Annotated in this window: 21 protein-coding genes and 1 CRISPR repeat array; of the genes, 18 read left to right on the top strand and 3 right to left on the bottom strand. The window is 60.6% G+C overall.

What is annotated here, in order from left to right:
* The first annotated feature begins 114 nt into the window (after positions 1–114).
* The 13 genes from CYJ17_RS08045 to smpB all read left to right on the top strand — a co-directional run bounded on the left by CYJ17_RS08045 (position 115) and on the right by smpB (position 10,578).
* Entirely contained in the window at positions 115–1,320 is a 1,206-nt protein-coding gene (locus tag CYJ17_RS08045; protein ID WP_087070625.1) for a CpaF family protein, read from the top strand.
* A gap of 2 nt (positions 1,321–1,322) precedes the next feature.
* A complete protein-coding gene (locus tag CYJ17_RS08040; RefSeq protein ID WP_101657659.1) occupies positions 1,323–2,354 on the top strand; it encodes a type II secretion system F family protein in 1,032 nt (343 codons plus the stop codon).
* Positions 2,355–2,369: 15 nt separating this feature from the next.
* Positions 2,370–3,275, top strand: a complete 906-nt coding sequence (locus CYJ17_RS08035; protein ID WP_087070627.1) for a type II secretion system F family protein — start codon at positions 2,370–2,372, stop codon at positions 3,273–3,275.
* A 41-nt stretch (positions 3,276–3,316) separates the two neighbouring features.
* Positions 3,317–3,529 carry a hypothetical protein gene (locus CYJ17_RS08030; RefSeq protein ID WP_219619189.1) on the top strand — a complete coding sequence of 71 codons (213 nt, stop codon included), beginning with the start codon at positions 3,317–3,319 and terminating at the stop codon, positions 3,527–3,529.
* The gene (locus tag CYJ17_RS08025) at positions 3,526–3,960 is read left to right on the top strand and encodes a hypothetical protein (RefSeq protein WP_143231871.1); all 435 of its coding nucleotides are present in this window, start codon (positions 3,526–3,528) and stop codon (positions 3,958–3,960) included. Before CYJ17_RS08030 ends, CYJ17_RS08025 begins: the two co-directional genes overlap by 4 nt.
* The gene (locus tag CYJ17_RS08020; protein ID WP_087070628.1) at positions 3,957–4,397 is read left to right on the top strand and encodes a hypothetical protein; all 441 of its coding nucleotides are present in this window, start codon (positions 3,957–3,959) and stop codon (positions 4,395–4,397) included. Before CYJ17_RS08025 ends, CYJ17_RS08020 begins: the two co-directional genes overlap by 4 nt.
* Positions 4,398–4,429: 32 nt before the next feature.
* Positions 4,430–4,861 carry a hypothetical protein gene (locus CYJ17_RS08015; RefSeq protein ID WP_087070629.1) on the top strand — a complete coding sequence of 144 codons (432 nt, stop codon included), beginning with the start codon at positions 4,430–4,432 and terminating at the stop codon, positions 4,859–4,861.
* Between the two features lie 9 nt (positions 4,862–4,870).
* Positions 4,871–6,070, top strand: coding sequence for a peptide chain release factor 2 (prfB, locus tag CYJ17_RS08010; RefSeq protein ID WP_087070630.1), 1,200 nt, complete (start codon positions 4,871–4,873; stop codon positions 6,068–6,070).
* Between the two features lie 117 nt (positions 6,071–6,187).
* A complete protein-coding gene (ftsE, locus tag CYJ17_RS08005) occupies positions 6,188–6,880 on the top strand; it encodes a cell division ATP-binding protein FtsE (protein ID WP_026429511.1) in 693 nt (230 codons plus the stop codon).
* On the top strand, positions 6,880–7,794 hold the full coding sequence (gene ftsX / locus CYJ17_RS08000; RefSeq protein WP_026429510.1) for a permease-like cell division protein FtsX: 915 nt from the start codon (positions 6,880–6,882) through the stop codon (positions 7,792–7,794). The genes ftsE and ftsX overlap by 1 nt, the downstream gene beginning before the upstream one ends.
* Before the next feature lie 86 nt (positions 7,795–7,880).
* Positions 7,881–9,194: a murein hydrolase activator EnvC family protein gene (locus tag CYJ17_RS07995; protein WP_234984490.1), complete on the top strand. Its 1,314-nt coding sequence runs from the start codon at positions 7,881–7,883 to the stop codon at positions 9,192–9,194.
* Between the two features lie 82 nt (positions 9,195–9,276).
* Positions 9,277–10,032, top strand: a complete 756-nt coding sequence (locus CYJ17_RS07990) for a YrzE family protein (protein ID WP_087070632.1) — start codon at positions 9,277–9,279, stop codon at positions 10,030–10,032.
* 15 nt (positions 10,033–10,047) lie between these two features.
* The gene (gene smpB, locus CYJ17_RS07985) at positions 10,048–10,578 is read left to right on the top strand and encodes an SsrA-binding protein SmpB (protein WP_026429507.1); all 531 of its coding nucleotides are present in this window, start codon (positions 10,048–10,050) and stop codon (positions 10,576–10,578) included.
* A gap of 183 nt (positions 10,579–10,761) precedes the next feature.
* A CRISPR array of direct repeats spans positions 10,762–11,094; the repeat unit is 28 nt; unit sequence GAATTACCCCCACGTACGCGGGGAAGAG.
* Between the two features lie 458 nt (positions 11,095–11,552).
* Here the strand turns inward: smpB and CYJ17_RS07980 are convergent.
* Together CYJ17_RS07980 and CYJ17_RS07975 are read right to left on the bottom strand one after the other, a co-directional pair.
* The gene (locus CYJ17_RS07980; protein WP_087070633.1) at positions 11,553–11,897 is read right to left on the bottom strand and encodes a PRC-barrel domain-containing protein; all 345 of its coding nucleotides are present in this window, start codon (positions 11,895–11,897) and stop codon (positions 11,553–11,555) included.
* A gap of 100 nt (positions 11,898–11,997) precedes the next feature.
* Entirely contained in the window at positions 11,998–12,807 is an 810-nt protein-coding gene (locus CYJ17_RS07975) for a YsnF/AvaK domain-containing protein (protein WP_087070634.1), read from the bottom strand.
* 288 nt (positions 12,808–13,095) lie between these two features.
* On the opposite strand from CYJ17_RS07975, the gene dusB reads away from it, so the two are divergent.
* The 3 genes from dusB to dnaG all read left to right on the top strand — a co-directional run bounded on the left by dusB (position 13,096) and on the right by dnaG (position 17,927).
* The gene (gene dusB, locus CYJ17_RS07970) at positions 13,096–14,349 is read left to right on the top strand and encodes a tRNA dihydrouridine synthase DusB (protein ID WP_087070635.1); all 1,254 of its coding nucleotides are present in this window, start codon (positions 13,096–13,098) and stop codon (positions 14,347–14,349) included.
* 102 nt (positions 14,350–14,451) lie between these two features.
* Positions 14,452–15,702, top strand: a complete 1,251-nt coding sequence (locus CYJ17_RS07965; protein ID WP_087070636.1) for a deoxyguanosinetriphosphate triphosphohydrolase — start codon at positions 14,452–14,454, stop codon at positions 15,700–15,702.
* 128 nt (positions 15,703–15,830) lie between these two features.
* A complete protein-coding gene (gene dnaG, locus CYJ17_RS07960; RefSeq protein WP_180948680.1) occupies positions 15,831–17,927 on the top strand; it encodes a DNA primase in 2,097 nt (698 codons plus the stop codon).
* Between the two features lie 28 nt (positions 17,928–17,955).
* On the opposite strand, the gene CYJ17_RS07955 is transcribed toward dnaG, so the two are convergent.
* Positions 17,956–18,714, bottom strand: a complete 759-nt coding sequence (locus CYJ17_RS07955) for an IclR family transcriptional regulator (protein WP_087070638.1) — start codon at positions 18,712–18,714, stop codon at positions 17,956–17,958.
* 373 nt (positions 18,715–19,087) lie between these two features.
* Between CYJ17_RS07955 and CYJ17_RS07950 the strand changes: the two genes are divergently transcribed.
* Together CYJ17_RS07950 and CYJ17_RS07945 are read left to right on the top strand one after the other, a co-directional pair.
* The gene (locus tag CYJ17_RS07950) at positions 19,088–20,371 is read left to right on the top strand and encodes an enolase C-terminal domain-like protein (protein ID WP_087070639.1); all 1,284 of its coding nucleotides are present in this window, start codon (positions 19,088–19,090) and stop codon (positions 20,369–20,371) included.
* Between the two features lie 136 nt (positions 20,372–20,507).
* Positions 20,508–21,965 carry a GntP family permease gene (locus tag CYJ17_RS07945; RefSeq protein ID WP_016442581.1) on the top strand — a complete coding sequence of 486 codons (1,458 nt, stop codon included), beginning with the start codon at positions 20,508–20,510 and terminating at the stop codon, positions 21,963–21,965.
* The last annotated feature ends 148 nt before the right edge of the window (positions 21,966–22,113 follow it).

Genomic DNA, 22,113 nt, shown 5'->3' with positions numbered 1-22,113 from the left:
CGAAATGCATCCCCTATCCACAGCCAGCCGGCTAGGTGCTATTCCCACACGCGGGAGACCCTACAGTGAGAGCAGCTCACCACGATCACCACCCGACTATCCAAAGGAGGCGCCATGCACGAAACGGCATATCCGGGGCCCGCGGGCCTCGCCTCGGCTCGCTCAGCGCACGTGGCCAGTCGTGCCTATCGCCCTGCCTCCGCCAACCGGCAGGCCATAGAAGAGCGAGTTCGGGCAACGATTCGGCACCGCGGAATTGATCCGCGCCGTGATGCCGCCTTCCTGGCAAACATCGTGGGAGAAACCCTTAGTACTTTTAATGACGAATCAGTGCGCGGGGAGCACGCGGCCCTGGCGGATACGGAGAGCGTACGCTCCCACCTCATCTCCCAGCTGAGCGGATACGGACCGCTACAGAAATTCTTTGACGATCCACAGGTAGAAGAAATCTGGATCAATGCGCCCGATAAGATCTTTGTGGCCCGCTCGGGTGTTTCCACTCGTATTGATCTCACGATGACCGAAGATGAGATCCACACCTTGGTGGAGCGGATGCTCTACGCTTCCGGGCGGCGCCTGGACCTTTCCACCCCGTTTGTTGATGCCCAGCTGCCTACCGGGGAACGCCTCCACGTGGCCATCCCCGATATCACCGCGCGACACTGGGCGATCAATATCAGAAAATACACGGTGCGGGCCCGCCAGCTCAGCGATTTGGTAAATGTGCAGATGCTGGAAGAAGCGCAAGCAGACTACCTAAGCGCAGCCATGAGCGCCGGGCGCAATATTTTGGTATCGGGATCAACCGGGGCTGGCAAAACCACCCTCCTACGTGCTCTCCTCGGAGGGATAGCAACAACTGAGCGTCTTATCAGCGCGGAAGAAGTTTTTGAGCTGGGTATCGACCTTCCCGATGTTGTTGCGATGCAAACGCGCCCGCCGTCCCTGGAAGGGCGCGGCGCGGTGACGCTCCGCGACCTCGTGCGCGAAAGCCTGCGCATGCGCCCGGACCGCATCGTTATCGGAGAAGTACGCGGTGCGGAAGCCTTCGATCTTCTTGTGGCCCTCAATGCGGGCATTCCCGGGGCCTGCACTATTCACGCCAATAGCGCGCGGGAAGCCCTCACGAAATTGGAGATCCTCCCGCTCCTCGCCGGTGAAAATATCACCCCGAACTTTGTGACGCCCACTGTTGCCGCCACTATTAACCTCGTCATCCACGTAAGCCGGGCGGCCAGCGGGCAGCGTAAGGTCGCTCAAATCCTGGAGGTCATGGGCCTTGGGCCAGATGGAAGTATTCTTACCCGGGCGGTGAGCTGATCATGGGACTGATCGTTGGAGCTTTACTCACCACCGGGATTCTCACGGTTATCCGCGCTCTGTGCGGTTCGGCGGTGGTGGGCGGTTCGGATCGCCCGCGCTACGCTGGCGATTCGCGCTGGTCGGGACTGCCGGGGCGCCTCGGATCGGCTCGCGTCGCGATTTCCTGGCGCCGGCTCGGGATAAGTATCTGCTGCGGCCTCGGCCTGGCCTTAGCTGCCGTGCTCGGCACCGGGCATCCTTTCCTCGTCGCCGCCGGGGGAGTAATAGGGCTCTGGCTGCCGGTCTGGCATGCCCGTCACGCAGGTCGGAAAGCGAGGGATATACAGCGCCTCGCCTGGCCCGACCGCATCGATAAGCTGCTGTCCTCCCTCCGGGCCGGGCGCACTATCCCCGAAGCTCTTCTCTATCTCGCCACCCGGCCAGATGCCCCTCCTGCGCTGCGCTCCTTCGCCACCCACCTGGAAACAGCCGGAAGCTTTGACACCTCCCTAACCCGTCTCAAAGATTCCTTCCACAACCCGGTATCAGACCGGGTCCTCGAAATTCTCCGACTCGCGGTGCGCCACGGCGGCCACGATCTACCCCGCGTCCTGGAATCCCTCGCGGTATCCCTGCGAGCAGAAAACCGGGCCCGGGGCGAACTCCTCGCCCGGCAATCCTGGACCGTTAACGCGGCACGGGTGGCCGCACTCGCCCCGTGGCTCGTCCTCCTGCTGCTCTCCACCAGGCCGGGCACGATGGACGCCTTCACCTCGCCAACCGGCACCCTCATCCTGCTGGTTGGCCTGGCCGCCACACTGCTCGCCTACGGACTCATGCTCCACCTGGGCCGACTCCCCGAAGAACAACGAGTCCTGGCCGGCTCCCCGGGATTTGCGCCGGGATCAGCGCCGGGAGCCTCAGCGGGAGTATCCCCGGGAGCCTCACCGGAAGCCCCGCCGGGAGCCTCGGCGGCTGCTGTGCCAGGCGCCGCAATGGCCGGCCAGCACTCGCCTCCCCGTCCCAGTCGCGCCCGACGCGCCGCCGTATAGGAAGGGACCGCTCCTATGCTTCTTCCCCTTCCCATGCTCGTTCCCGCACCCCTCCCCGCACTGACCGGGAGTCTCTGCGCGGCGGGCCTCGTGCTCCTCGGCTGGTGGTGGCTCTGGCCGGGCCCCGCACTGGTCTCACGCATCGCGCCCTACCTGGGCGGTGCCCGCCCGCGCCTGCCCCATCGCATCATCCGGATGGTGCTGCGCGGCGCGGAAAAATTCGGTTCCACTCATGCATCGGTCACGGGCCGTCTCCACCGTTTAGGGGAGGGCGACGTCGCAGACTTCCGCTTTGCCCAATTACGCGCGGGAGTACTCGCCGGAGCAGCCGGTATCGCGCTCGGGCTAGCCTGCCTGGCCCGCGGATTACCCGCGGCGCTCGCGGCCGCCTGCCCCGTGCTCTTCCTCATTGGTGCCATCCTCGCCGTGGACTCTCAGCTCACCGCACGCCTGCGCCGCCGCGACAGCGCTATCACCGCCGAACTTCCTGATATCGCCCACCTCCTGAGCATCGCGGTGGGGGCGGGCACCAGCATCGTGGGAGCTATCGAATACGTTGCGAGCTTTGCCGGCGGAGCCCTGGGAAAAGAACTGAGGCGAACCCTCGGAGATGTCTATGCCGGTGACCCGCTCACCACGGCCCTGCGCCGCCTCAACGAACGGGTACACAACCCGGCCTTGCAAAGCCTATGCGAAGCCTTACTTGCTGCTCTCGCCCACGGTTCCCCACTCGCAGACACCTTGCGGGTACAGGCCGAAGAAGCACGAGATTACGCGCGCCGCCAACTCCTTGAACGCGGAGGACGCCGCGAAATCCTCATGATGATTCCCGTTGTTTTCCTCATTTTGCCCTTCATCGTGGTCATCGCCCTCTACCCGGGCCTGGCCCGACTCACCTTCCTTCCTCTCACCTCCCCATAAACCACCGCCACAACCAACCTATCTAGCGAAAGGAACTACTTATGTCAGTGAGTACGCACGGCGCGCTTATCCACTCTGATCTACCAGACTCAACGTGGACCGCTCCGGATTCCGGCGAACGCGGAGACGTGCCCGGCTGGGTACTTGTCACCCTCATGACCGTCGGCCTGGTGCTCGCCATCTGGGCAGTAGCCGGCCCGGCTCTCACGAATCTCTTCTCCACCGCCATCGAACGCATCTCGAGTTTTTCATGAGAAAGACACGTGATCCCTGTGCTCCCACTTCCGAACGCGGCAGTGCAGTCGTCGATTTTTGCCTGCTCGCCGGGGTGGTGGTACTAGCTGCCCTGGCGCTCGCGGTTCTCGGATCCCGCGTCTTTGCAATCGAACAGATACGTGATTGCGCAGTACGGGCCGCTCGCGCGGGAGCGGTACGCCAGCTCAGCCTGCCCGAGATAGCCGCGCAGGCCACCGCGGACATCACCGCGCGGGTCCCCGCCTGCCAGTGCGCAGCCAGCGCGAGCACGATCCGCATCGGGGAAGAGGACTTCCTACGAGTCGAGATCACCGGAACATATTCCTCCCTCCTGGGAACACACCCGGTCAAGCTGCGATCCCACGCACACGTCCTCACCGCTCGCGGGGCGCACACCCACCCGCCACCCGCGAAAGGAGCACGGTTATGAAAAACCAGGTGAACCACCGAAGCATCCGCGAAAAGGGAAACGGCACTCTGGAAGCCCTCGCTATCCTCGTCATGCTTGTTCTCCCGCTCCTCATGTTTACCGTGGAAAGCACCGGGATTACCCGCGCCCGGGCGGTCGCCGCGCAGGCAGCTCAGGAAGCAGCCCGCAGTTTCGCAACCGCGGACAACACAGCCAGCGGAACAGCGCGAGCACGGGCGGTTGTCCACGCCGCGGTAAGCGATGCTGCGGTTAGCGGCGCCGCCCTAAGCGGTGCGCCCCCGCGGATCTCCTGTTCCGCCCACCCGTGCCTAAGCCCGGGAGCACGTATCACCGTCACGGTCGAGGTCTCGGTTCCGCTCGCTTATTTTGGGCGCACTGTTCTTATAGAGCAGAGCGCCTCAACAACCGTGGACCGTTTTCGAGAGGCGCGGCCGTGAACAAGCGTGGATCGTTTCCGAGAGGCGCGGCCGTGCACACCCTGGTGAAATCTCCGGCACTGCGGGCACGAGCAGCACCCCGGGAACGCGGCAATATCCTCATCCTGGGCCTGGGAACCTGGGCGCTCAGTGCCGTGCTGTGCTTAGGCTTCGTCTACCTCGCCACCGTCCTCACCGCCCGGCACACACTCCAGGGGCAAGCCGATTCCGCCGCGCTCGCGATCAGCCAAGAGATCACCCGCGAATGTTATTTCAGCAGCGCCACCCTGAGCGATTGCCATCCCAGCCCGGCCACCGTGCGCCAGCTCGCCGCTGCAACATGTCCCGCGGAGCGCGTGCTGCCAGATACCGGCGCGGATAGCGCCGGCGTCGTCGTCGCCCTGGAAAAAACGGTGCGGCTTCCGGTACTGGACCTTCCCGTGCCGATACGTGCGCAGGCCCGGGCGCGCCTTGACCTGAGGTAGCCTTATGCCGTGAGTGATTTTTCCGAACGTCTTGACCATCTGCGCAGTGTTTTTCACCAAATCGAAGCGGTGACCGATGTGGAGGGCCTCACCGCGCGTATCGCCGCGCTGACGGAAGAATCCTCCGCGCCCGGGCTCTGGGATGATACTGCCCGCGCCCAAGAGGTCACCTCGAAACTCTCCCATGCCCAAAGCGAACTGGAGAAACTCGAGAAAATGCGCGTCCGTATTGACGATGCTGGTGCGCTCCTTGAGATCGCGCAGGAAGAAGAACTTTCGGATCCGGCTTCGGCTCGGGAACTCTACGAAGCGCTCGGCGAAGAGATGACGAGCACCGAAAAAGCGCTGGAAGAACTCCAGATCCGCACCCTGCTCTCCGGCAAATACGATGAGCGCGATGCGGTGGTGACGATTCGGTCCGGGGCCGGGGGAGTGGACGCGGCCGATTTCGCGCAGATGCTTCAGCGCATGTACCTGCGCTGGGCTGAACGCAGCGGCTACGCCACCAAGGTGCTCGATACCTCCTACGCGGAAGAAGCCGGGCTGAAATCAACCACCTTTGAGGTGAGTGCTCCCTACGCTTATGGCACGCTCTCGGTGGAAGCCGGGACCCACCGGCTGGTGCGCATCTCGCCTTTCGATAACCAGGGGCGGCGCCAGACCTCCTTCGCCGCCGTCGAAGTTATTCCGCTGATCGAACAAACCGACCATATCGATATCCCCGATACCGATATTCGCATCGATGTGTTCCGTTCCTCCGGGCCGGGCGGGCAGTCCGTGAATACCACCGATTCCGCGGTGCGCATCACCCACCTTCCCACCGGGATCGTGGTCTCCATGCAGGATGAGAAATCGCAGATCCAAAACCGCGCCGCCGCGATGCGGGTCCTACAATCGCGCCTGCTCCTCCTCAAACAGGAAGAGGAAGCGCGCGAAAAGAAAGAATTGCGCGGAGATATCAAAGCCTCGTGGGGCGACCAGATGCGTTCCTATGTGCTTCAGCCCTACCAGATGGTCAAGGATCTGCGCACCGGGTACGAATCGGGGAATACCGACGCGATTTTCGACGGCGATATTGACGGTTTCATCGATGCCGGTATCCGCTGGCGCGCCACCGGCGAAAAAGCCGGAGAAAAAGCCGGCGAAAAGAGCAGCGACAAAACCGGCAGCAAGACCAGCGACAAGGCAGGCGAAAAAACCGGTGACTAAGTGGGGAAAGCGGGGGAGGAAACGCATGAATTTCCCCGGGTACGCGGCGCGTCCCGCGCGATTTTACGGCCTGTTCCGTAGGGTAAAGCACGATAGTAGTAATCTAAGGGCAAGTTTATGATCACATTTACCAAGGTGACGAAGCTCTACCAGAAGGGCGCGAAACCCGCGCTGGACTCGGTGAGCGCGGATATTGACCGCGGCGAATTCGTTTTCCTCGTGGGCCCCTCCGGTTCGGGAAAATCAACGATGCTTTCGCTCATCAACGTTGCCGAACGGCCAACATCCGGAAAAATCGAGGTGCTCGGCAAGGATCTCGCCACTGTTTCCCAGCGGCGCGTCCCCTTCCTGCGGCGCCGCATCGGCACGGTGTTCCAAGATTTCCGGCTCCTTCCCGATAAGAACGTGCACGATAACGTGGCGCTCGCGCTCCAGGTCATCGGCGCGCCCCGCCACCGCATCCGCACCGAAGTGCCGGAAGTGCTGGAAATGGTGGGCCTGGACGGCAAGGAACGCCGCCGCATGAACGAGCTTTCGGGCGGGGAGCAGCAGCGCGTGGCCATCGCCCGCGCCATGGTCAATCGCCCCGAAATCCTTCTCGCCGACGAACCGACCGGCAACCTGGACCAAAACACCGGGCTGTCGATTATGCGCCTCCTGGATCGCATCAACCGCTCGGGAACCACGGTGGTTATGGCCACCCATGATGCCACCGTGGTCAACCAGATGCGTAAACGCGTTATTGAGCTGGCCAACGGCGTGATCGTCCGCGATCAGGATCGCGGCCAGTACGGAGGAGGGCAACACTAATGCGCAGTCGTTTCGTCCTGTCCCAAACATTCAAGGGACTTATCAATAACAAGGCGATGGCTGCCTCGGTTTCCCTCGTCACTTTCGTTTCCCTGCTTTTCGTGGGCGCGGCCGCGCTGCTCCAAACCCAGATCAGCCACCTGCGTGCCGATTGGTACAGCCAGGTGGAAGTCTCGGTGTTTATGTGCGCGGCGAATGACGCCACCGAACCCTGCGCCGGTAACGAAGCCACCGACGAGCAAATCAAGGCCATCGATACCGCCCTGACCACCGAACCGCTCGCCTCCCAAGTGGAGCGCTACGAATTCGAAACCAAAGAAGAAGCCTTCGCGAACTACCGCGAACAAATGGGCGATTCGGTGTGGCGTGACACGGTGACCGCCGACCAGATGCAGGTTTCCTTCCGCGTCAAATTGCACGACCCGGAAAAGTACCAGGTGCTCGTGGAAGACCTCGGCAACCGCCCCGGGGTGCAGAGCGTGTACGACCAGCGCGAACAAATCGAGCCGGTTTTCGCCACCCTCAACCGCTTCACCGCGATTGCCGGCGGACTGGCCGCGGTCATGATCCTCACGGCGCTCCTCCTCATCCCCACCACGATCCGCCTCTCGGCAATGTCGCGGCGTAACGAAACGGGGATTATGCGCTACGTGGGCGCCTCGAATTTCTTCATCGAGTTGCCCTTTATTCTCGAGGGAATTATCGCCTCGCTCGTCGGCGCGATTTTCGCGGTCGGCGGGCTGTGGCTGGCAGCGAAATTCCTGCTCGAGGACTGGATTTCCCAATCTCTGCCGTGGATTCGCGTGATCGGCGTGAGCGAAGCCCTCCAGGTAGCACCCTGGCTGCTCATCGGCTCGGTGGTGGTGTCCGGCCTGGCATCCTGGATCGCTTTGCGCAGGTACGCACGCGTGTAGTGAAAGTGGGGCGACGGCGCCGCGGCGTCGTCGCCAATCCTGACGGTACGGCCGCTGGAACAGATATACATAGGAAAGGTGAACCGGTGAGAATCGGGAGCAGACGATGGTTGGGAGCGCTGGCTGCGGGGGCGCTGGGCGTTGCCGGGTTAGCGACGCCGGCGCGTGCCGATGACCGCGACGACCTCGTCCGCCAGCAAGAACAGCAGGAAGCTGAAATTGAGAATCTGCGTTCCTCCCTCGAGGGCGTGGACGTGGATTTGCAGAACGTCTACCTCAAGCTGCAGGAGACGCAGGCGCAGGTCCCCGGGGCGCAGGCCGCGTTATTGCAGGCGCAGAACGACGCCGCAGCAGCCCAGCGCGAACAGGAAAAGATCGGTGCGCGCCTGGACGCGGCCGAGGGAGAGCTCGATTCCATCACCACCTCGATTGCCCAGGGGGAGAAGAAACTGAGCGAAACGCGCGATAACCTCGGCGAGATTGCGCGTTCCGAATACCGCGGCGATAACCGGGTTTCCACCGTGGAGCTTCTGATCGGTGCGAAGTCGAGCGCGGATTTCTTCAATGCGCTCTCCGCGAACCAGGCGATTACCCGGGTGCAATCCCAAACTCTCACCGACGTCACCCAAACAACGGCCGCGAACCGGACCCGCGCCCAGCGGCAAAAGGCCGTGCAAGGGGAGATCTCCCAGCTCAAGAGCCAGGCCGATGCCGCGGTGGCGGAAAAGAAATCGAAAGAAGCGCAGGCCGCGGCCCGCACCAAGGAGCTCGCGGACCTGGAAGCTTCCGTCACCCAGCAATCTCAGGCTTTGGAGGCCCGGCGCGGGGAATTCCAGAACTCGCTGTCGGCCATGAACGCGGCCCGCGATGATACCGCCGCGCAGATCGCGCGCATTGATGAAGAAAACCGGCGGCGCGCCGCGGAAGCGGCAGCTCAGGGCGGTGGGGGAGGTGCCCCGGCGGCGCCCCCGGCAGCTTCGGGCGCGCTCATTCCGCCCGTTCCGGCCCCGCTGTACGTGACTTCGCCCTTCGGGATGCGGGTCTATCCCTTCGACGGCGGCTGGTGGATGCACGAGGGCGTGGACTTGCGTTCTGCCTGCGGTAATCCGCAATACGCGGCGGCCGCCGGGGTGGTCGCGGCGGTGCGCCCGGCCTCCGGCAACGGCACGCACGGCAACCAGGTCATTCTCAACCTCGGCTATATCAACGGTTCGTCCTACGTGGTGGTCTACAACCACCTCTCCGGCTTCAATGTATCCGTGGGGCAGAGCGTGGGCCAGGGCGATGTGATCGGCTGGACCGGCATGACGGGCATGGTCACCGGTTGCCACGTACACTTTGAGGTGTGGCAGGACGGCGTGGTCATCGACCCGATGTCCCTGCCCGGATTCTACGAATAGCGCGGCGTACCCGTTCGCCTCGCCGCGGCCGAATGGCCCGGCGCCAGGAGGGGCCTGACGCGAAGTTGACGAAGAGGATGTCATGACACAAGCACACGGCTCAACCGATCCCGCTCCCACCACCGACGCAGCCTCAACCGTACGTGACACCGCGCCGGGCGTTTCTAGTACGACGACGCCGCAACGGCCGGGCAGCTTGCCTAGTGCGGAGAAGCCGGCCGGGGAAGCTGCCCAGCCCGGGGCGGCTGGGGCGGCCGGGACGACTAGTCAGCCCGGTGCCGCTACCCAGCCCGGGGAAACCGAGAAGGTAGTTTCGGCTGGCGCGGGCGCAGGTGCTTCGGCCTCCGCGGAAGCATCCGTGCCGGCGAAGAAGAAGCAGAAAACTGATGTGAGCGAGTATTCGCGCCGGCAATTAGAGAAGCGTTACGCGCGCGGGCAGCGCAAAGCCACCGCCTACGAAGTGCTCACAGGGGTGCTGGGATTGGTGCTTGCCTGGTTTGTGTGGGATCGGGCTGCTATTACCGATTCGCCTTACGCGGTGGGAACGCTGCTTTTCGCGGTCGGTTTCGCGGCGCTCATTGTGCTGGCGATGGTACGCCGCATGATTAATACGATTGCCACGCGGCGGGGAATCGCGGTAGCCGGGGTAGCTACCGGCGTGACTACTTTTGTTATTGGATTGATTATCACCTTGACGGTGAATACCGATGCGGCAGCTGCGCCGTCGTTCTTCACCGATCATTTGCTGGACGTGAGCGCGCCGGCGGTGGTGCTGCTGGCAGGAACCCTGATTTTTGTATGGTTCCTCATCACTGACCAGCGCGAACTCAAGGATTAGAACGGAGAAGCCCGCGTGGCGAAGAAAAAAGAAGGAAAGCTGAGCGCGGCCCAGCAGGCGAAAGCCGCGGCCGATGCGCATCAGGTGATCGCGCGCAATAAGAAGGCGCGCCACGATTATTTCATCGAGGACACCTTTGAGGCGGGGATGTCGCTATCCGGGACCGAGGTGAAGGCGCTGCGCATGGGGCGTGCTTCGCTGGTGGACGGCTGGATTGAGGTGGATCGCGGGCAGGTGTACGCGCACGGGATTAATATCCCGATTTACGCGATGGGGACGTGGACGAATCACGCGCCTACCCGCAAGCGCCGCCTGCTGCTGCACAAATCGGAGATCGAGAAGCTGGCGCGGGCGGTCGAGGCGAAGGGCTATACGATTGTGCCCCTCGAGCTGTATTTCGTGCGCGGGCTGGCCAAGCTGGAAATCGCGGTGGCCAAGGGCAAGCAGGAATGGGATAAGCGCGAAACAATCCGCCGGCGCGAGGCGGACCGGGAGGCGCAGCGGGCGATGTCTGCTGCACGGCGCCGCGAAGGGCTGGTGCGGTAGCGTTTCCGCGCAATGAGTGGCACGGCTTGAAGCTGTAGATCTCGGGGTTGGTGAAGTTACCAATCTGCCGCAAACGAAATTGCACGTCGTTTACTTTAGGTGAGTGGTGTGGGGTAGCAGCGGAGTTGCCCCCGCTCGTGCGGGGAAGAGTCGCTAAAGAATCCCTTAACCGTTTCGATGGCGGAATTACCCCCACGTACGCGGGGAAGAGATTGCTGTTTCCAGATCGAGGCGCAACTCCTTGGAATTACCCCCACGTACGCGGGGAAGAGGATCTCACTACCCCTCGGGATTATGCCAGGCCGGAATTACCCCCACGTACGCGGGGAAGAGGCGTGAGGGGTTGCGCTGCGTGTAGGATCATCAGAATTACCCCCACGTACGCGGGGAAGAGTTTCGGCGCCCTCACTCCAATCATTTACCCATGGAATTACCCCCACGTACGCGGGGAAGAGCTTAAGCGCCGGTACCACTTTTTCCTGAATCCAGAATTACCCCCACGTACGCGGGGAAGAGCCTGCCTGACCTGGTTGTTTACTCGCGGCAGATCCGGAAATCTGACTGGAATAGAGTTCCAAATTTACGGTTCGCTGCGAGAAATTCCCGGTACGCCAGTGCTCCGCGTGTCACGAGCATGTCAGTTCCCACACCTCAAATTTAGCTTATTACGTCCTGCCTGTCGTTATCGGACACAAGGGGGGCGCTTCTGATTACCAGGTTTGACTATGGTGACAGAGCGCTTACCAGACCGGCGGTGCCCCAGTATGACGGGGCATGTGTATCTTCTTCGCCTGGTTCTTTGCCCTTAACATGCTGTCTGTCAAGCGCAAGTTAAAACTGCACGGCTAGCGTAACCGAAACTGCACGCCCTCACCGAACAGGCAATCTTGCCCGGCGCTATGTGGCCAAGCAGCGGTGAGATGTGCTGGTGACCGGGTTCCTTTGGAGATCTGGTTCCTGCGGAAAGCAGGTTCCTAAGCGTCAGTAGCGTGCTCCTTGCCGTCGGCAATATCGGTGAGGGCGAAATGTTCGTAAATACGCTGCTGTTGGTCCTCGGTCAGGCCGTCCTCCACCGACCAGGCCGGAGCGCTGGCCACTGCTTCTGCGGAAACCGAGAGGATGAGCCTGCCCTCAACCAGGCGCGAACCGCGCAGCGGAACCAGGGCGGAGCGAAGATTGAATAATCCCCGCCCGATGAGAGCGAAAGTGGGTTGCCCGCTGGCATCATCGAGAAAAACCTCGCGCACCGGCCCAATCTCCGCTTCGGAGCGGTCATAAGCGGTGGCATCCATAATGTCGCGGACGGTTACCTCAGCCATTCTTCCTCTTTCCCTAGCTTCGCTGCGCGGCTGACGTGCCTGCGCGGCTCACGTTCCTGCCTGGCTGTCTGCCTAGCAGGCCAGGTTTTTCACGAGCCTACTACTTGGTGGAGCGACCCGTTTTATCTTCGATTTCGATCTGTTCCTTGGCTACATCTTCGGAGACCGTTTCGGTATCCTGCACGACATCCTTATGGAGAGATACCCGCTCAACGGGTACGGTTTCCTTCTCTACATTGACGCGTTCTTCATGAAGGGTGACAGCGGCGCCCCCTTCAGAAATTTCACCAACGTACTCTTCACCTTCCTTGATAGGGGTGCGTTCCACCCGCACTTCTTCGCGAGTCACGGGCACCTCCACCGTTTCGGTGTCATGCACAACGTACTTGTGCAGCCGCACGGTACCGGTCGCCACATTGTCCTTAGAAACATTGAGGCGCTCTTCAGAACGAACCACGGAATGATCATCCGCGTCAGTTACCGGGGCGGGATGCTCGGCCGCAGTGCGGGGTGTGCCCTCTGAAGCGCCGCCGGCCGTCTCCGGTACACCGGCACCTACCGGCGGAACCTCGGTGGAGTACCGGTCACCTTCGCGTGCATCCGTGAGGTGGTAGTGGGCGAGCAGGCGGTCCTGCTCTTCGGGGGTGATGCCCTGTTCCACATCGAAATCAGGGGCATCCTTAATCGCATCCTTGACGAAAGCCAGGTGGAGTTCTTCACCCTCGAGGTGCGAACCGCGCAGCGGAACGAGACTGGAGGACATACCGAAGAGCCCGTGGCCCACTTCCACGAAGAAGGGCTGGCCCGTCTCGGCGTCAAGGAATACCTCCTTTACTCCGCCGAGCTTATCGTTATGGGAATCAAATGCGGTGGCGTTCAGGAGATCCTGAACATTCTTGTTCTCGGCCATATGTGGTGTGCCTTCCTGATAGAAAATGTAGAACCGAGGCCAGGTAGCCGAAGCTAACTGCTCACGTGTGGTGGTGACACCTACTTCCCAGCCACGGCCGGAGAGTTTGGCCCCTACGCGGCGTGGGCGGTGCGGGAAGAACGCAATCTGCCTGGGAACTCTGGCGAGTTCACTTGCAGCCTACCGTGATGCAGGTCATATAGCTGGGTGTTTAGCTCACGGAATAACTCTCGCTGCTGGCCGTGCGGTACCCTCATCCATGACGCAGGAAGGGAAGAAGGGAAGCATATGGCGGAGAATGCCGCATGGCCGGCGATTCAGCTGGGCGATCTGACTCTGGCCACGCCGGTCATGCTCGCGCCGATGGCCGGCGTGACCAACCCGCCTTTCCGCCAGCTCTGCCGTGAAGAAGCCGAAGCGGGAATTCGGCGCGCGATGGCCAGCAGTGCACCGGATGCGCCCTCCCCAGAACCCCACGCGCCCGGCTCCTACGCCCCAGCCGGGCTGTGGGTGTGCGAAATGATTACCTCCCGGGCACTGCTGGAACGCACCCCGGAAACCATGACCATGATCCAGCCCGATCCGAGCGATCCGGTGCGATCCATCCAGCTCTACGGGGTGGAACCCAAGGTGGTGGCCGCGGCGGTGCGGCTCCTCATCGAGGAAAACCGCGCGGACCACATCGATATTAACTTCGGCTGCCCGGCCCCCAAAGTCACCCGCAAAGGGGGCGGTTCGGCCCTGCCGTGGAAACTGGATTTGTACGAGGACCTCGTGCGAGAGGCCACCGCAGCAGCGAGCGCCGCGAACCGCGGGCGCGATCACGCCGTACCCATCACCGTGAAATTCCGGATCGGGATCGACGCCGCCCACGAAACTTTCCGGGACGTGGCCCGCATCTCCGAAGATTACGGGGTCGCCGGGCTCACCTTGCACGCGCGCACCACCGCGCAGCATTACGCCGGCCACGCGAACTGGGATTTTATTGCAGAGCTCGTAGACTCCACGGACCTGCCCGTCTTTGGTAACGGTGATGTTTTCGACGCCGCAGATGCCGCCGCGCTGCGCGCCCATACCGGCTGCGCCGGGGTGGCTGTCGGGCGCGGCTGCCAGGGCCGGCCCTGGATTTTCTATGATCTGGCTGCTCTCATGCACGGGGCTAGCGCCCAGCGCCGCCCCACGTTGCGCGAAGTCGCCGCGATGATCGAGCGCCATGCCCGCCTCTCGGTGGAGCATTTCGGAAGCGAAAATAAAGCCATGCGGGAGCTGCGCAAGCACATCACCTGGTATCTCAAGGGCTTCGCGGTGGGTGGGGAAACCCGCCACTCGCTGGGGCTGGTCTCCACCCTGGAGGAACTCCACGAACGCCTCCAGGCCCTGGACTTGGATCAGCCTTATCCGGCGGCTGCGGAAGGTAAACGCGGGCGCGCAGGCGGGGAAAAACGCCCGCATCTTCCCGATGGCTGGCTCGATTCGCGCGAGCTTACCCCGGAGCAAGCGGCCCGAATCCACGAAGCCGAACTCGATATTTCCGGCGGCTAAACCAACCACGCCGCGGCGCTTGCCTCAGGCCCGGTGCCCCGCCCGTCACGACCGCACCGCTCGCCGCCACCGCACCGCCCGCGGGCTTGGTACCCTCTAGCTGTGACGGATTTATTTGGGGCGGCCGAAGTTTACGGGCCGGATGACCGCGAGCGCTGGGTGCATGAACCACCCAAATCCCGTTCGCGTACCGATTTTGAACGCGACCGCGCGCGGGTGCTGCATTCTTCGGCGCTGCGCCGCCTGGGCGCGAAAACTCAGGTGCTCGGGCCTGAATCGGATGATTTTGTGCGCACCCGCCTCACCCATTCCCTCGAAGTGGCCCAAATTGGGCGCTCGCTGGCGAAAAACTTTGGATGCGACCCGGATATCGTGGAAACCGCGTGTTTGTGCCATGACCTCGGGCACCCGCCCTTCGGGCACAACGGGGAGCGGGCCCTCGCGGAAGTGGGGGAGGAGATCGGCGGTTTCGAAGGCAATGCCCAAACCCTGCGCATCCTCACCCGCCTGGAACCGAAACGCACTACCCGCACTGGGCGCCCGGCGGGCCTCAACCTCACCCGCGCCACCCTGGATGCGGTGATCAAATACCCGTGGGGTAATAACGAAGGCCCGGGCGGCACCCCGAAATTCAATTACTACCGCGATGATGCTGATATTTTCGAGTGGATCCACGGAGAACACGGGCACAACCGCTGCGTCGAAGCCCAAATCATGGATCTGGCCGATGATATTGCCTATAGCGTCCACGATGTTGAAGATGCGATCGCCCGCGGATTCTTCGACCCGTCCTGCCTGACCGACCCGGGGGAGCGCCAGAAAGTCGTGGAGGATACCCTGGCCTGGTATGGCGAACCGAGCGCGGGCGAGCTTTCTGATGCGCTTGACCGCCTGCTGCGCGAAGAAGCCTGGCCGGTGCACTTCGGTGGCAACTACCGTGATTTTGCCCGCATGAAGGACCTCACCTCCGACCTCATCGGCCGTTTTGTTTCCGCCGTATGCCAGGCAACCTGGGCGCAGTCCGGGCATGGCAAATTGGTGCGCTACAACGGTAACGTCGTCGTACCACCAGAAACTTTTGCCGAAATTACGGTTCTCAAAGGGATCGCGGTGGCCTATGTTATGGCTCCGCGCGAACACGAACCGCATTACGTGGAGCAGCGCGCCATTATTTTCGACCTCGTCGAGGCGCTCTTGGAGAATCCGGATGAGTTGGAGCCGCATCTGGCGGAATTGTGGGCGAGCAGCGATAAGGACGCGCGGCTGCGTTTGGTGATTGACCAGGTTGCTTCGCTCACCGATCTCTCGGCGCGGCAGTGGCACGCGCACCTGTGCGGGATGCTGCGGCACTGATGTTCCGGCACTGATGTTCCGGCGCCCGCGGCCCCGGCGTGCGCCGCGGTTCGCGCGTGCGGAACGCGGTGAGCGCGTGAAACGGTTCGAGCGTGCGCTGCGCGGCGGGCTCGCTTAGACTAGGCGGCATGGCCGGGCTCATCAAAAGGGAAGACATCGATCGGGTGCGCGCCGCGGTGCGGATCGACGACGTCGCCTCCCAGTACGTGGCCCTGCGCCCCGGTGGGGTGGACTCCCTCAAAGGCCTGTGCCCCTTCCATGACGAGAAAACTCCGTCCTTCCACGTGCGCCCGAACCTGGGGCGCTGGCATTGCTTTGGCTGCGGGGAAGGCGGCGACGTTTTCGCTTTCGTGCAGCGGGCCGAAAGTATTGATTTTGTGGAGGCGGTTGAGCTGCTGGCGCGGCGCGCCGGAATCGAGCTGCATTACGAGGGCGCGCGTGAACGGCGGCCGGGGGAGCCGTCCAAGCGGCGGCTCATCGATGCGCACCGGGTTGCCGTGCAGTTCTATCGCGCCCAATTCGATACCCCGGCGGCGGCCCCGGCCCGCACGCTCCTGGCCGAACGTGGTTTTGAGCGGGCGGCCGTTGACCATTTTGAATGCGGCTACGCCCCGGACTCCTGGGACGCGCTCTATACGCACCTGCGCAGCCACGGCTTTTCCGACCGGGAAATCGAAACGGCGGGCCTGGCCACCCGGGGCAACCGCGGGCTCTACGACCGTTTCCGCGGGCGGCTCATGTGGCCGATTTTCTCCATCACCGGCGAACCTATCGGCTTCGGGGCGCGCCGCCTCGGGGAGGATGACCGCGGCCCGAAATACCTCAATACCCCCGAAACACCGATCTACAAAAAATCGCAGGTGCTGTACGGCCTCAACCTCGCGAAAAAGGAGATCGCGACCTCGCGTTCCGTGGTCATCGTGGAGGGCTATACGGACGTCATGGCCGCGCACCTGGCCGGAATCACCACGGCGGTAGCAACGTGTGGTACAGCTTTCGGGGCGGAGCACGTCAAAATTGTGCGGCGGCTTTTGGGCGACGGCGCCAATCCGGCCGCCGGGGTGGTGCTCTCCTCCGGGAAGGCTTACGGCGGCGAGGTTATTTTTACGTTCGACGGCGATAGTGCCGGCCAGAAGGCAGCTTTGCGTGCTTTCGGGGAAGATCAGGCTTTCGCCACCCAAACCTACGTGGCGATTGCGCCGGATAATCTGGATCCCTGCGATGTGCGGCTCCAGCGCGGGGATGAGGCGCTGCGCGAGGTAATCGCCGGGCGGCGCCCCCTTTTCGAATTCGCGATTCGCTCCCTGATTGAGGACCTTCCGCTCACCACCGCGGAGGGCCGCAGCGCCGGGCTACGGGTGAGCGCGCCGATTGTGGCGGGGATTAGAGATCGGGTACTGCGCGGGGAATACACCCGGAATCTGGCCGGCTGGCTCGGCATGGATGAGCACGTGGTGCGCCAGGCGGTGGCGGAAGCCGGGCGCCAGGGGCGAGCCCAGGCGCGCGCGGTGCTGGAGGCAGCCAGCGAGCACACCCCGAGGGCGCTAGCGGCCGGCGGTGCGCAGCAGGCGGGAGTCGCGGTGCAGCCGGGGAATGCGCCGTCGTACCAGGCGGCAGCGCAAAGGACGGGTACAGTGCAGGGGAGTGCGGCCGATGCCGGTACCCACCGGGCGGCGACCTTGCCGCCGGTGTCGCAGCTGCGTGACCCTACCGAAAAAGTCGAGCGGGCTGCGCTGGAGATTTATCTTCAGCTTCCGGCTTTTGCGGCACGGGCGGAGATGGATAATCTGCCTCCGCATACGTTCACCCATCCGGTGCACCACGCCATTCATACGGCGATTCGGGCGGCGGGCGGAACCCGAGTATTTGCCGAGCGCTTCGCGCAGCTGACCGGCGCGGGTATGGACGTAGAACACGCCGAGCCCCAGGCGAGTGCCGCTTACGTGGAGGCGGTGATTGCGGCCGGTGGCCCGGAGCTAGCCGGAGTGATTTCCCAGCTCGCCGCCGAGCCGCTCCCGGAGACCGATGTGCAGCGCCTCCCGCACTATGTGTGGGGGATTGCCCTCGCGCTCATTCGGCTAGGTGTGCTACGCCAAATCGAGGACGTGCGTTCCGCGCTCCAGCGCACCAATCCGGAAGATGCCGCCTACCAGCAGCACTTCGCCCGCCTCATGGAACTCGAGGCGCAGCGCCGCACATGTGAGGAGCGCATGGAGCTGGGGTAGTTCACTCCAAATACTCGGTTGATTATTCTCAGGATTCTTTAGCACCAAGAGAACGCGAGATCTTTGCTGCGGTTTGTTTAACTTGAGGAACCAAGGCAATGACTTCGTCCATGCTTTTCTCCAATGTTAAAGTCGTGATTGATAATGCATGGTTCACCCGTCCAAGATGGTTGCGAATAGGGACGGCAACACATCGAATTCCGGGAACATTCTCTTCGTCGTCAATAGCGAACCCGCGGTCACGAACTGTGTCGATTTCTTTTATCAGTTCAGCGGTTGTCGAAATAGTTCGGGGTGTATGTTTAGGGAGTTGCATCTCTGCCACGTAACGAATGATCGCCTCATCCTCTTCCTCGGCGAGGAAACACTTACCAATTGAAGTTGAATGGAGAGGAAGCCGATCCCCAATTCGTGATGGTATGCGGTACGGGGTATCAGTTTCTTGTATGGCAACATAAACGGCATCTTTACCGTTCCTCGCCCCAATGTGCACTTGGCACCCAACTTCGCGGGCAAGTTGTCGGATGTAGGGTTTCGTTTGTTGAGAGATGTCGATTCTTTCGAATGCTGTTGCGGCGAGTGACAAAGCAGCCGGTCCGGCGTAATAGTTTCCGTCAGGGCTTACCGCAATGAACTCGTACTTCACCAAAGTTTGGAGAAGGCGATGCACACTAGATTTTGCCAGGCCGGTCGCGTTAACGATGTCGGTAAAACGGGGGTGTTGCAGTGCTGCCTGAAGAACAATGAGAGTTTTATCGGCTGCGCTCGGGCTCTGTTTGGTACTCAAGAGAAGAACCTTCTTCTAGATCGATACGGACCACCAGTTCCATTTTATGGAACTCAATTGTAGATGGTTGACTGTTGCTTGTGCGCCTCCTCTCGTAAGGAGCCTTGAGGAACCGGAAACGATTCAAAGTCATGCGGGAAGAGTCGCCCCGCATTTGTTTTGAACCTGAAATTATTATTTCCTGTAGCTTTGGCGAGATTATGAGAATGTGTGAAGGGTGTCATACCTAAATACTAAACCCGCGTATTTGTGCAGTTTTACGCACTGGGTGCAAATCTTGGTCGCAAAAGGTCCTAGGATAGTTCCCCAAATGGGACTAGGGTTCATGACGTGGAACTTCCACGGTGGGTAACTAAAACAAAGGAGTTTACTCGTGAGTAAGATTACCGGCGTAAAAACGTACGATTTTCGATTCCCCACATCTAACACGCTCTCTGGCTCGGATGCGATGAATCCCGACCCTGACTACTCGTCGGCTTATGTGGAGATTTCTACTGATGCTGATGATGGAATTATCGGTGTTGGGTTTGTGTTCACCATTGGTCGTGGAAATGATGTTGTTTGCGCGGCAATGAACTCTATGGCTCACACGCTCGTCGGGCGTAATGTTGAAGAGCTGCTCGACAATATGCGACTCGCGTGGGATCTGCTCGTAGGGGATTCCCAACTGCGGTGGCTTGGTCCCGAGAAGGGCGTGGAGCATATGGCTATCGGTGCATTGCTCTCAGCGCTTTGGGATATTAAAGCCAAGCGTGCTGGAAAGCCTCTGTGGCGCCTGCTGGGTGAAATGGAACCGGAAGAGTTGGTCGCAACTCTTGATTTCCGTTATCTTTCTGATGCGCTTCGTCCTGAAGAAGCTATTGAGTTCCTAAAGGACGGTCAGCGTGGTAAGCAAGAAAGAATTGCCAACCTTCTTGAAAATGGCTACCCCGGGTATTCCACTGCCGCGGGTTGGCTAGGGTACTCAGATGAAAAGATGGTCTCGCTGTGTAAGGAAGAGACTCAAGAAAAAGGGTTTAAGCTTATCAAGCTGAAGGTGGGGCGCCGCGTCGAGGATGATATTCGGCGTCTTGGGTTAGCTCGCGAAGCGATTGGTCCCGATGTAAAGTTGGCTGTTGATGCTAACCAGGTGTGGGACGTTCCTGATGCGATTTCTTGGATTAACGAATTCCATGATTTCGATTTGGCTTGGGTTGAAGAGCCGACTTCGCCGGATGATGTGGTGGGACACGCAACCATTGCACGCGCTATTAATCCGATTCCTGTAGCAACTGGCGAACATATGCAGAACAGGATCATGTTCAAGCAGTATCTCCAAATGAATGCGTTTGGAATCATGCAGATTGATGCAACCCGTGTTGCGGGCCCGCAGGAACTGGTTATCGAATACCTGCTTGCCAAGAAGTTTAATAAGCCTGTCTGCCCGCACGCTGGCGGCGTTGGCCTATGCGAAGCTGTGGCGCACTTTGCGATGTTTGATTACGTCGCGGTATCCGGAACTATGGAGAACCGGTTGATTGAGTACGTTGATAACCAACATGAACACTTTGTGCACCCGACAGTTATCAAGAATGGCAACTATATGCCGCAAACGGCTCCCGGCAACGGTGCTGAGATGACTCAGGCAACCGCTGAAAAGTACCTCTACCGAGGCTAATTCTCCCGGGAAAACCACGTTCCACTGCCGCACGCGGGCTAAATAAATAGCTGTCGCTGCTTGCTATTGGTAATCCATTTGGATTCCCCGCGTGCGGCAGTGCGGACGCTGCACTCGTCAGAAAAAGGAAATATAGATGAATGCTTTACTTGTAGGTGTGAGTCAGCTACAAAGCTCAATACCCCAGGGACTTTTACCTTTCGCTCGCGATATCCCGGAAGTAAGTCTTAACCCGGCAGCGCTTCTCATCAGTATCGTAACCGGCGTTGCCATCCTCATTATTTTGGTTAGCTGGGCGAAAGTTCACCCCTTCCTCGCGATTATGCTTGCGGCCCTGATTACCGGAATTGGGTCCGGGTTCGGGCTGATGAACACCGTCCACGCCTTCCTTGACGGCTTTGGAGACACCACTAAAAGTGTCGGTATCTTAGTCGGTATCGGTGCAATGCTGGGTGCGGTTTTGATGGTAACGGGAGCGACCGGCGTTTTAGTTGACGTTCTGATTTCGAAGTCGTCTCGCAAGATGCTCCCTTGGACTATGGCTCTCATCGGGTCTCTTATTGGGTTGCCCCTGTTCTTTGATGTTGGACTGATCATCATGGCTCCGGTGATCATCATGGTTACGCGGAAATCTAAGATGCCCCTTATGATGATCGCGATGCCAGCCCTGGCGGGCCTTTGTGCGATGCAGGCACTCGTTCCTCCACACCCCGGGCCCACCGCCGCTCTCCAAACCTTTGAGAATGGTTCCATGGGTATCACGATGGGTATGGGCATTGTCCTTGCTATTCCTCTCGTTATTATCTGCGGACCGCTGTTCGCGAAGTACTCGACGCGTATCGTGCCGCGTGGTGCGCCGGACACGTTCGCTATGGCGGATAAAGAGGACGGTGTTGAAGGTCGTCGTAAGCCTTCCTTCGGGTTGTCTCTGCTTTGTGTCACCATGCCGGCCATTCTTCTCTTGATCACTTCAATTATCATGATGGTCCGCCCTGACCTTCACGATTCCAAGGAAATGGGTGCTCAGATTTTGCAGTTTATCGGGAATCCCGAGATTGCCCTTCTGATTTCACTGGTATTTGCATCTCTCACGCTTTTCGTTACGACAAGGTACCCGTGGGAAAAGCTCAACGATGAAGCCGGGAAATCGTTACGTCCCATTGCTGGAATTGTATTTATCCTCGGAGCTGGTGGCGGTTTCAAGAACCTTCTGATTGATACCGGCATTGGAGATATGATCACTAAGTTTGTAGAAAACACAAATATATCGATCATCTTGATCGCTTGGGTGATTGCGGTGTTCGTGCGTGTGGCTACAGGATCCTCGACCGTTTCGGCCATTACTACGGCCGGCATTCTGGAGCCGACAGCCACTGCGCTTGCTTATGATCCGATCCAAACAGGTCTTCTTGTCCTTGCAATCGGTGCTGGGTCGTTTATTTTCTCCTTCGTAAACGATGCGGGCCTTTGGCTGGTAAAGGAATACTTCGGGTTCACTCTTCCCGAGATGTTTAAGACCTGGACAGTGATGACATGTTTGATCTCCATTGTTGGGCTAGTTCTGGTTTGGGGTCTTGGACTCTTCCTGTTGTAGTGTAAATTCAATAATTTGAATTGGTCCTAACGTAGGGCTATCGCTGGCCGGCGTGTTCAATGATTCAGCGCGCCGGTCAGCGATGTTTCCTACGGTACTTATTGTCTTCTAGTGTTTTGCGCGGGTATGGATTCGCATTCCTCCTGTT

The organism is Actinotignum timonense (assembly GCF_002860685.3).
In the GTDB taxonomy this organism is placed as follows: domain Bacteria; phylum Actinomycetota; class Actinomycetes; order Actinomycetales; family Actinomycetaceae; genus Actinotignum; species Actinotignum timonense.
The sequence above is the reverse complement of the archived record's forward strand: the minus strand, read 5'-3'. Positions and strand labels throughout refer to the sequence as shown.

Coding starts and splice junctions, on each gene's coding strand:
- CYJ17_RS07975 (WP_087070634.1), bottom strand. CDS start 12,807: ATGGCCGAGAACAAGAATGTTCAGGATCTCCTGAACGCCACCGCATTT.
- ftsX (WP_026429510.1), top strand. CDS start 6,880: ATGCGCAGTCGTTTCGTCCTGTCCCAAACATTCAAGGGACTTATCAAT.
- CYJ17_RS08040 (WP_101657659.1), top strand. CDS start 1,323: ATGGGACTGATCGTTGGAGCTTTACTCACCACCGGGATTCTCACGGTT.
- CYJ17_RS08025 (WP_143231871.1), top strand. CDS start 3,526: ATGAGAAAGACACGTGATCCCTGTGCTCCCACTTCCGAACGCGGCAGT.
- dnaG (WP_180948680.1), top strand. CDS start 15,831: ATGGCCGGGCTCATCAAAAGGGAAGACATCGATCGGGTGCGCGCCGCG.
- CYJ17_RS08045 (WP_087070625.1), top strand. CDS start 115: ATGCACGAAACGGCATATCCGGGGCCCGCGGGCCTCGCCTCGGCTCGC.
- CYJ17_RS07980 (WP_087070633.1), bottom strand. CDS start 11,897: ATGGCTGAGGTAACCGTCCGCGACATTATGGATGCCACCGCTTATGAC.
- CYJ17_RS07945 (WP_016442581.1), top strand. CDS start 20,508: ATGAATGCTTTACTTGTAGGTGTGAGTCAGCTACAAAGCTCAATACCC.
- CYJ17_RS08030 (WP_219619189.1), top strand. CDS start 3,317: ATGTCAGTGAGTACGCACGGCGCGCTTATCCACTCTGATCTACCAGAC.
- CYJ17_RS08020 (WP_087070628.1), top strand. CDS start 3,957: ATGAAAAACCAGGTGAACCACCGAAGCATCCGCGAAAAGGGAAACGGC.
- dusB (WP_087070635.1), top strand. CDS start 13,096: ATGGCGGAGAATGCCGCATGGCCGGCGATTCAGCTGGGCGATCTGACT.
- ftsE (WP_026429511.1), top strand. CDS start 6,188: ATGATCACATTTACCAAGGTGACGAAGCTCTACCAGAAGGGCGCGAAA.
- CYJ17_RS08035 (WP_087070627.1), top strand. CDS start 2,370: ATGCTTCTTCCCCTTCCCATGCTCGTTCCCGCACCCCTCCCCGCACTG.
- CYJ17_RS07990 (WP_087070632.1), top strand. CDS start 9,277: ATGACACAAGCACACGGCTCAACCGATCCCGCTCCCACCACCGACGCA.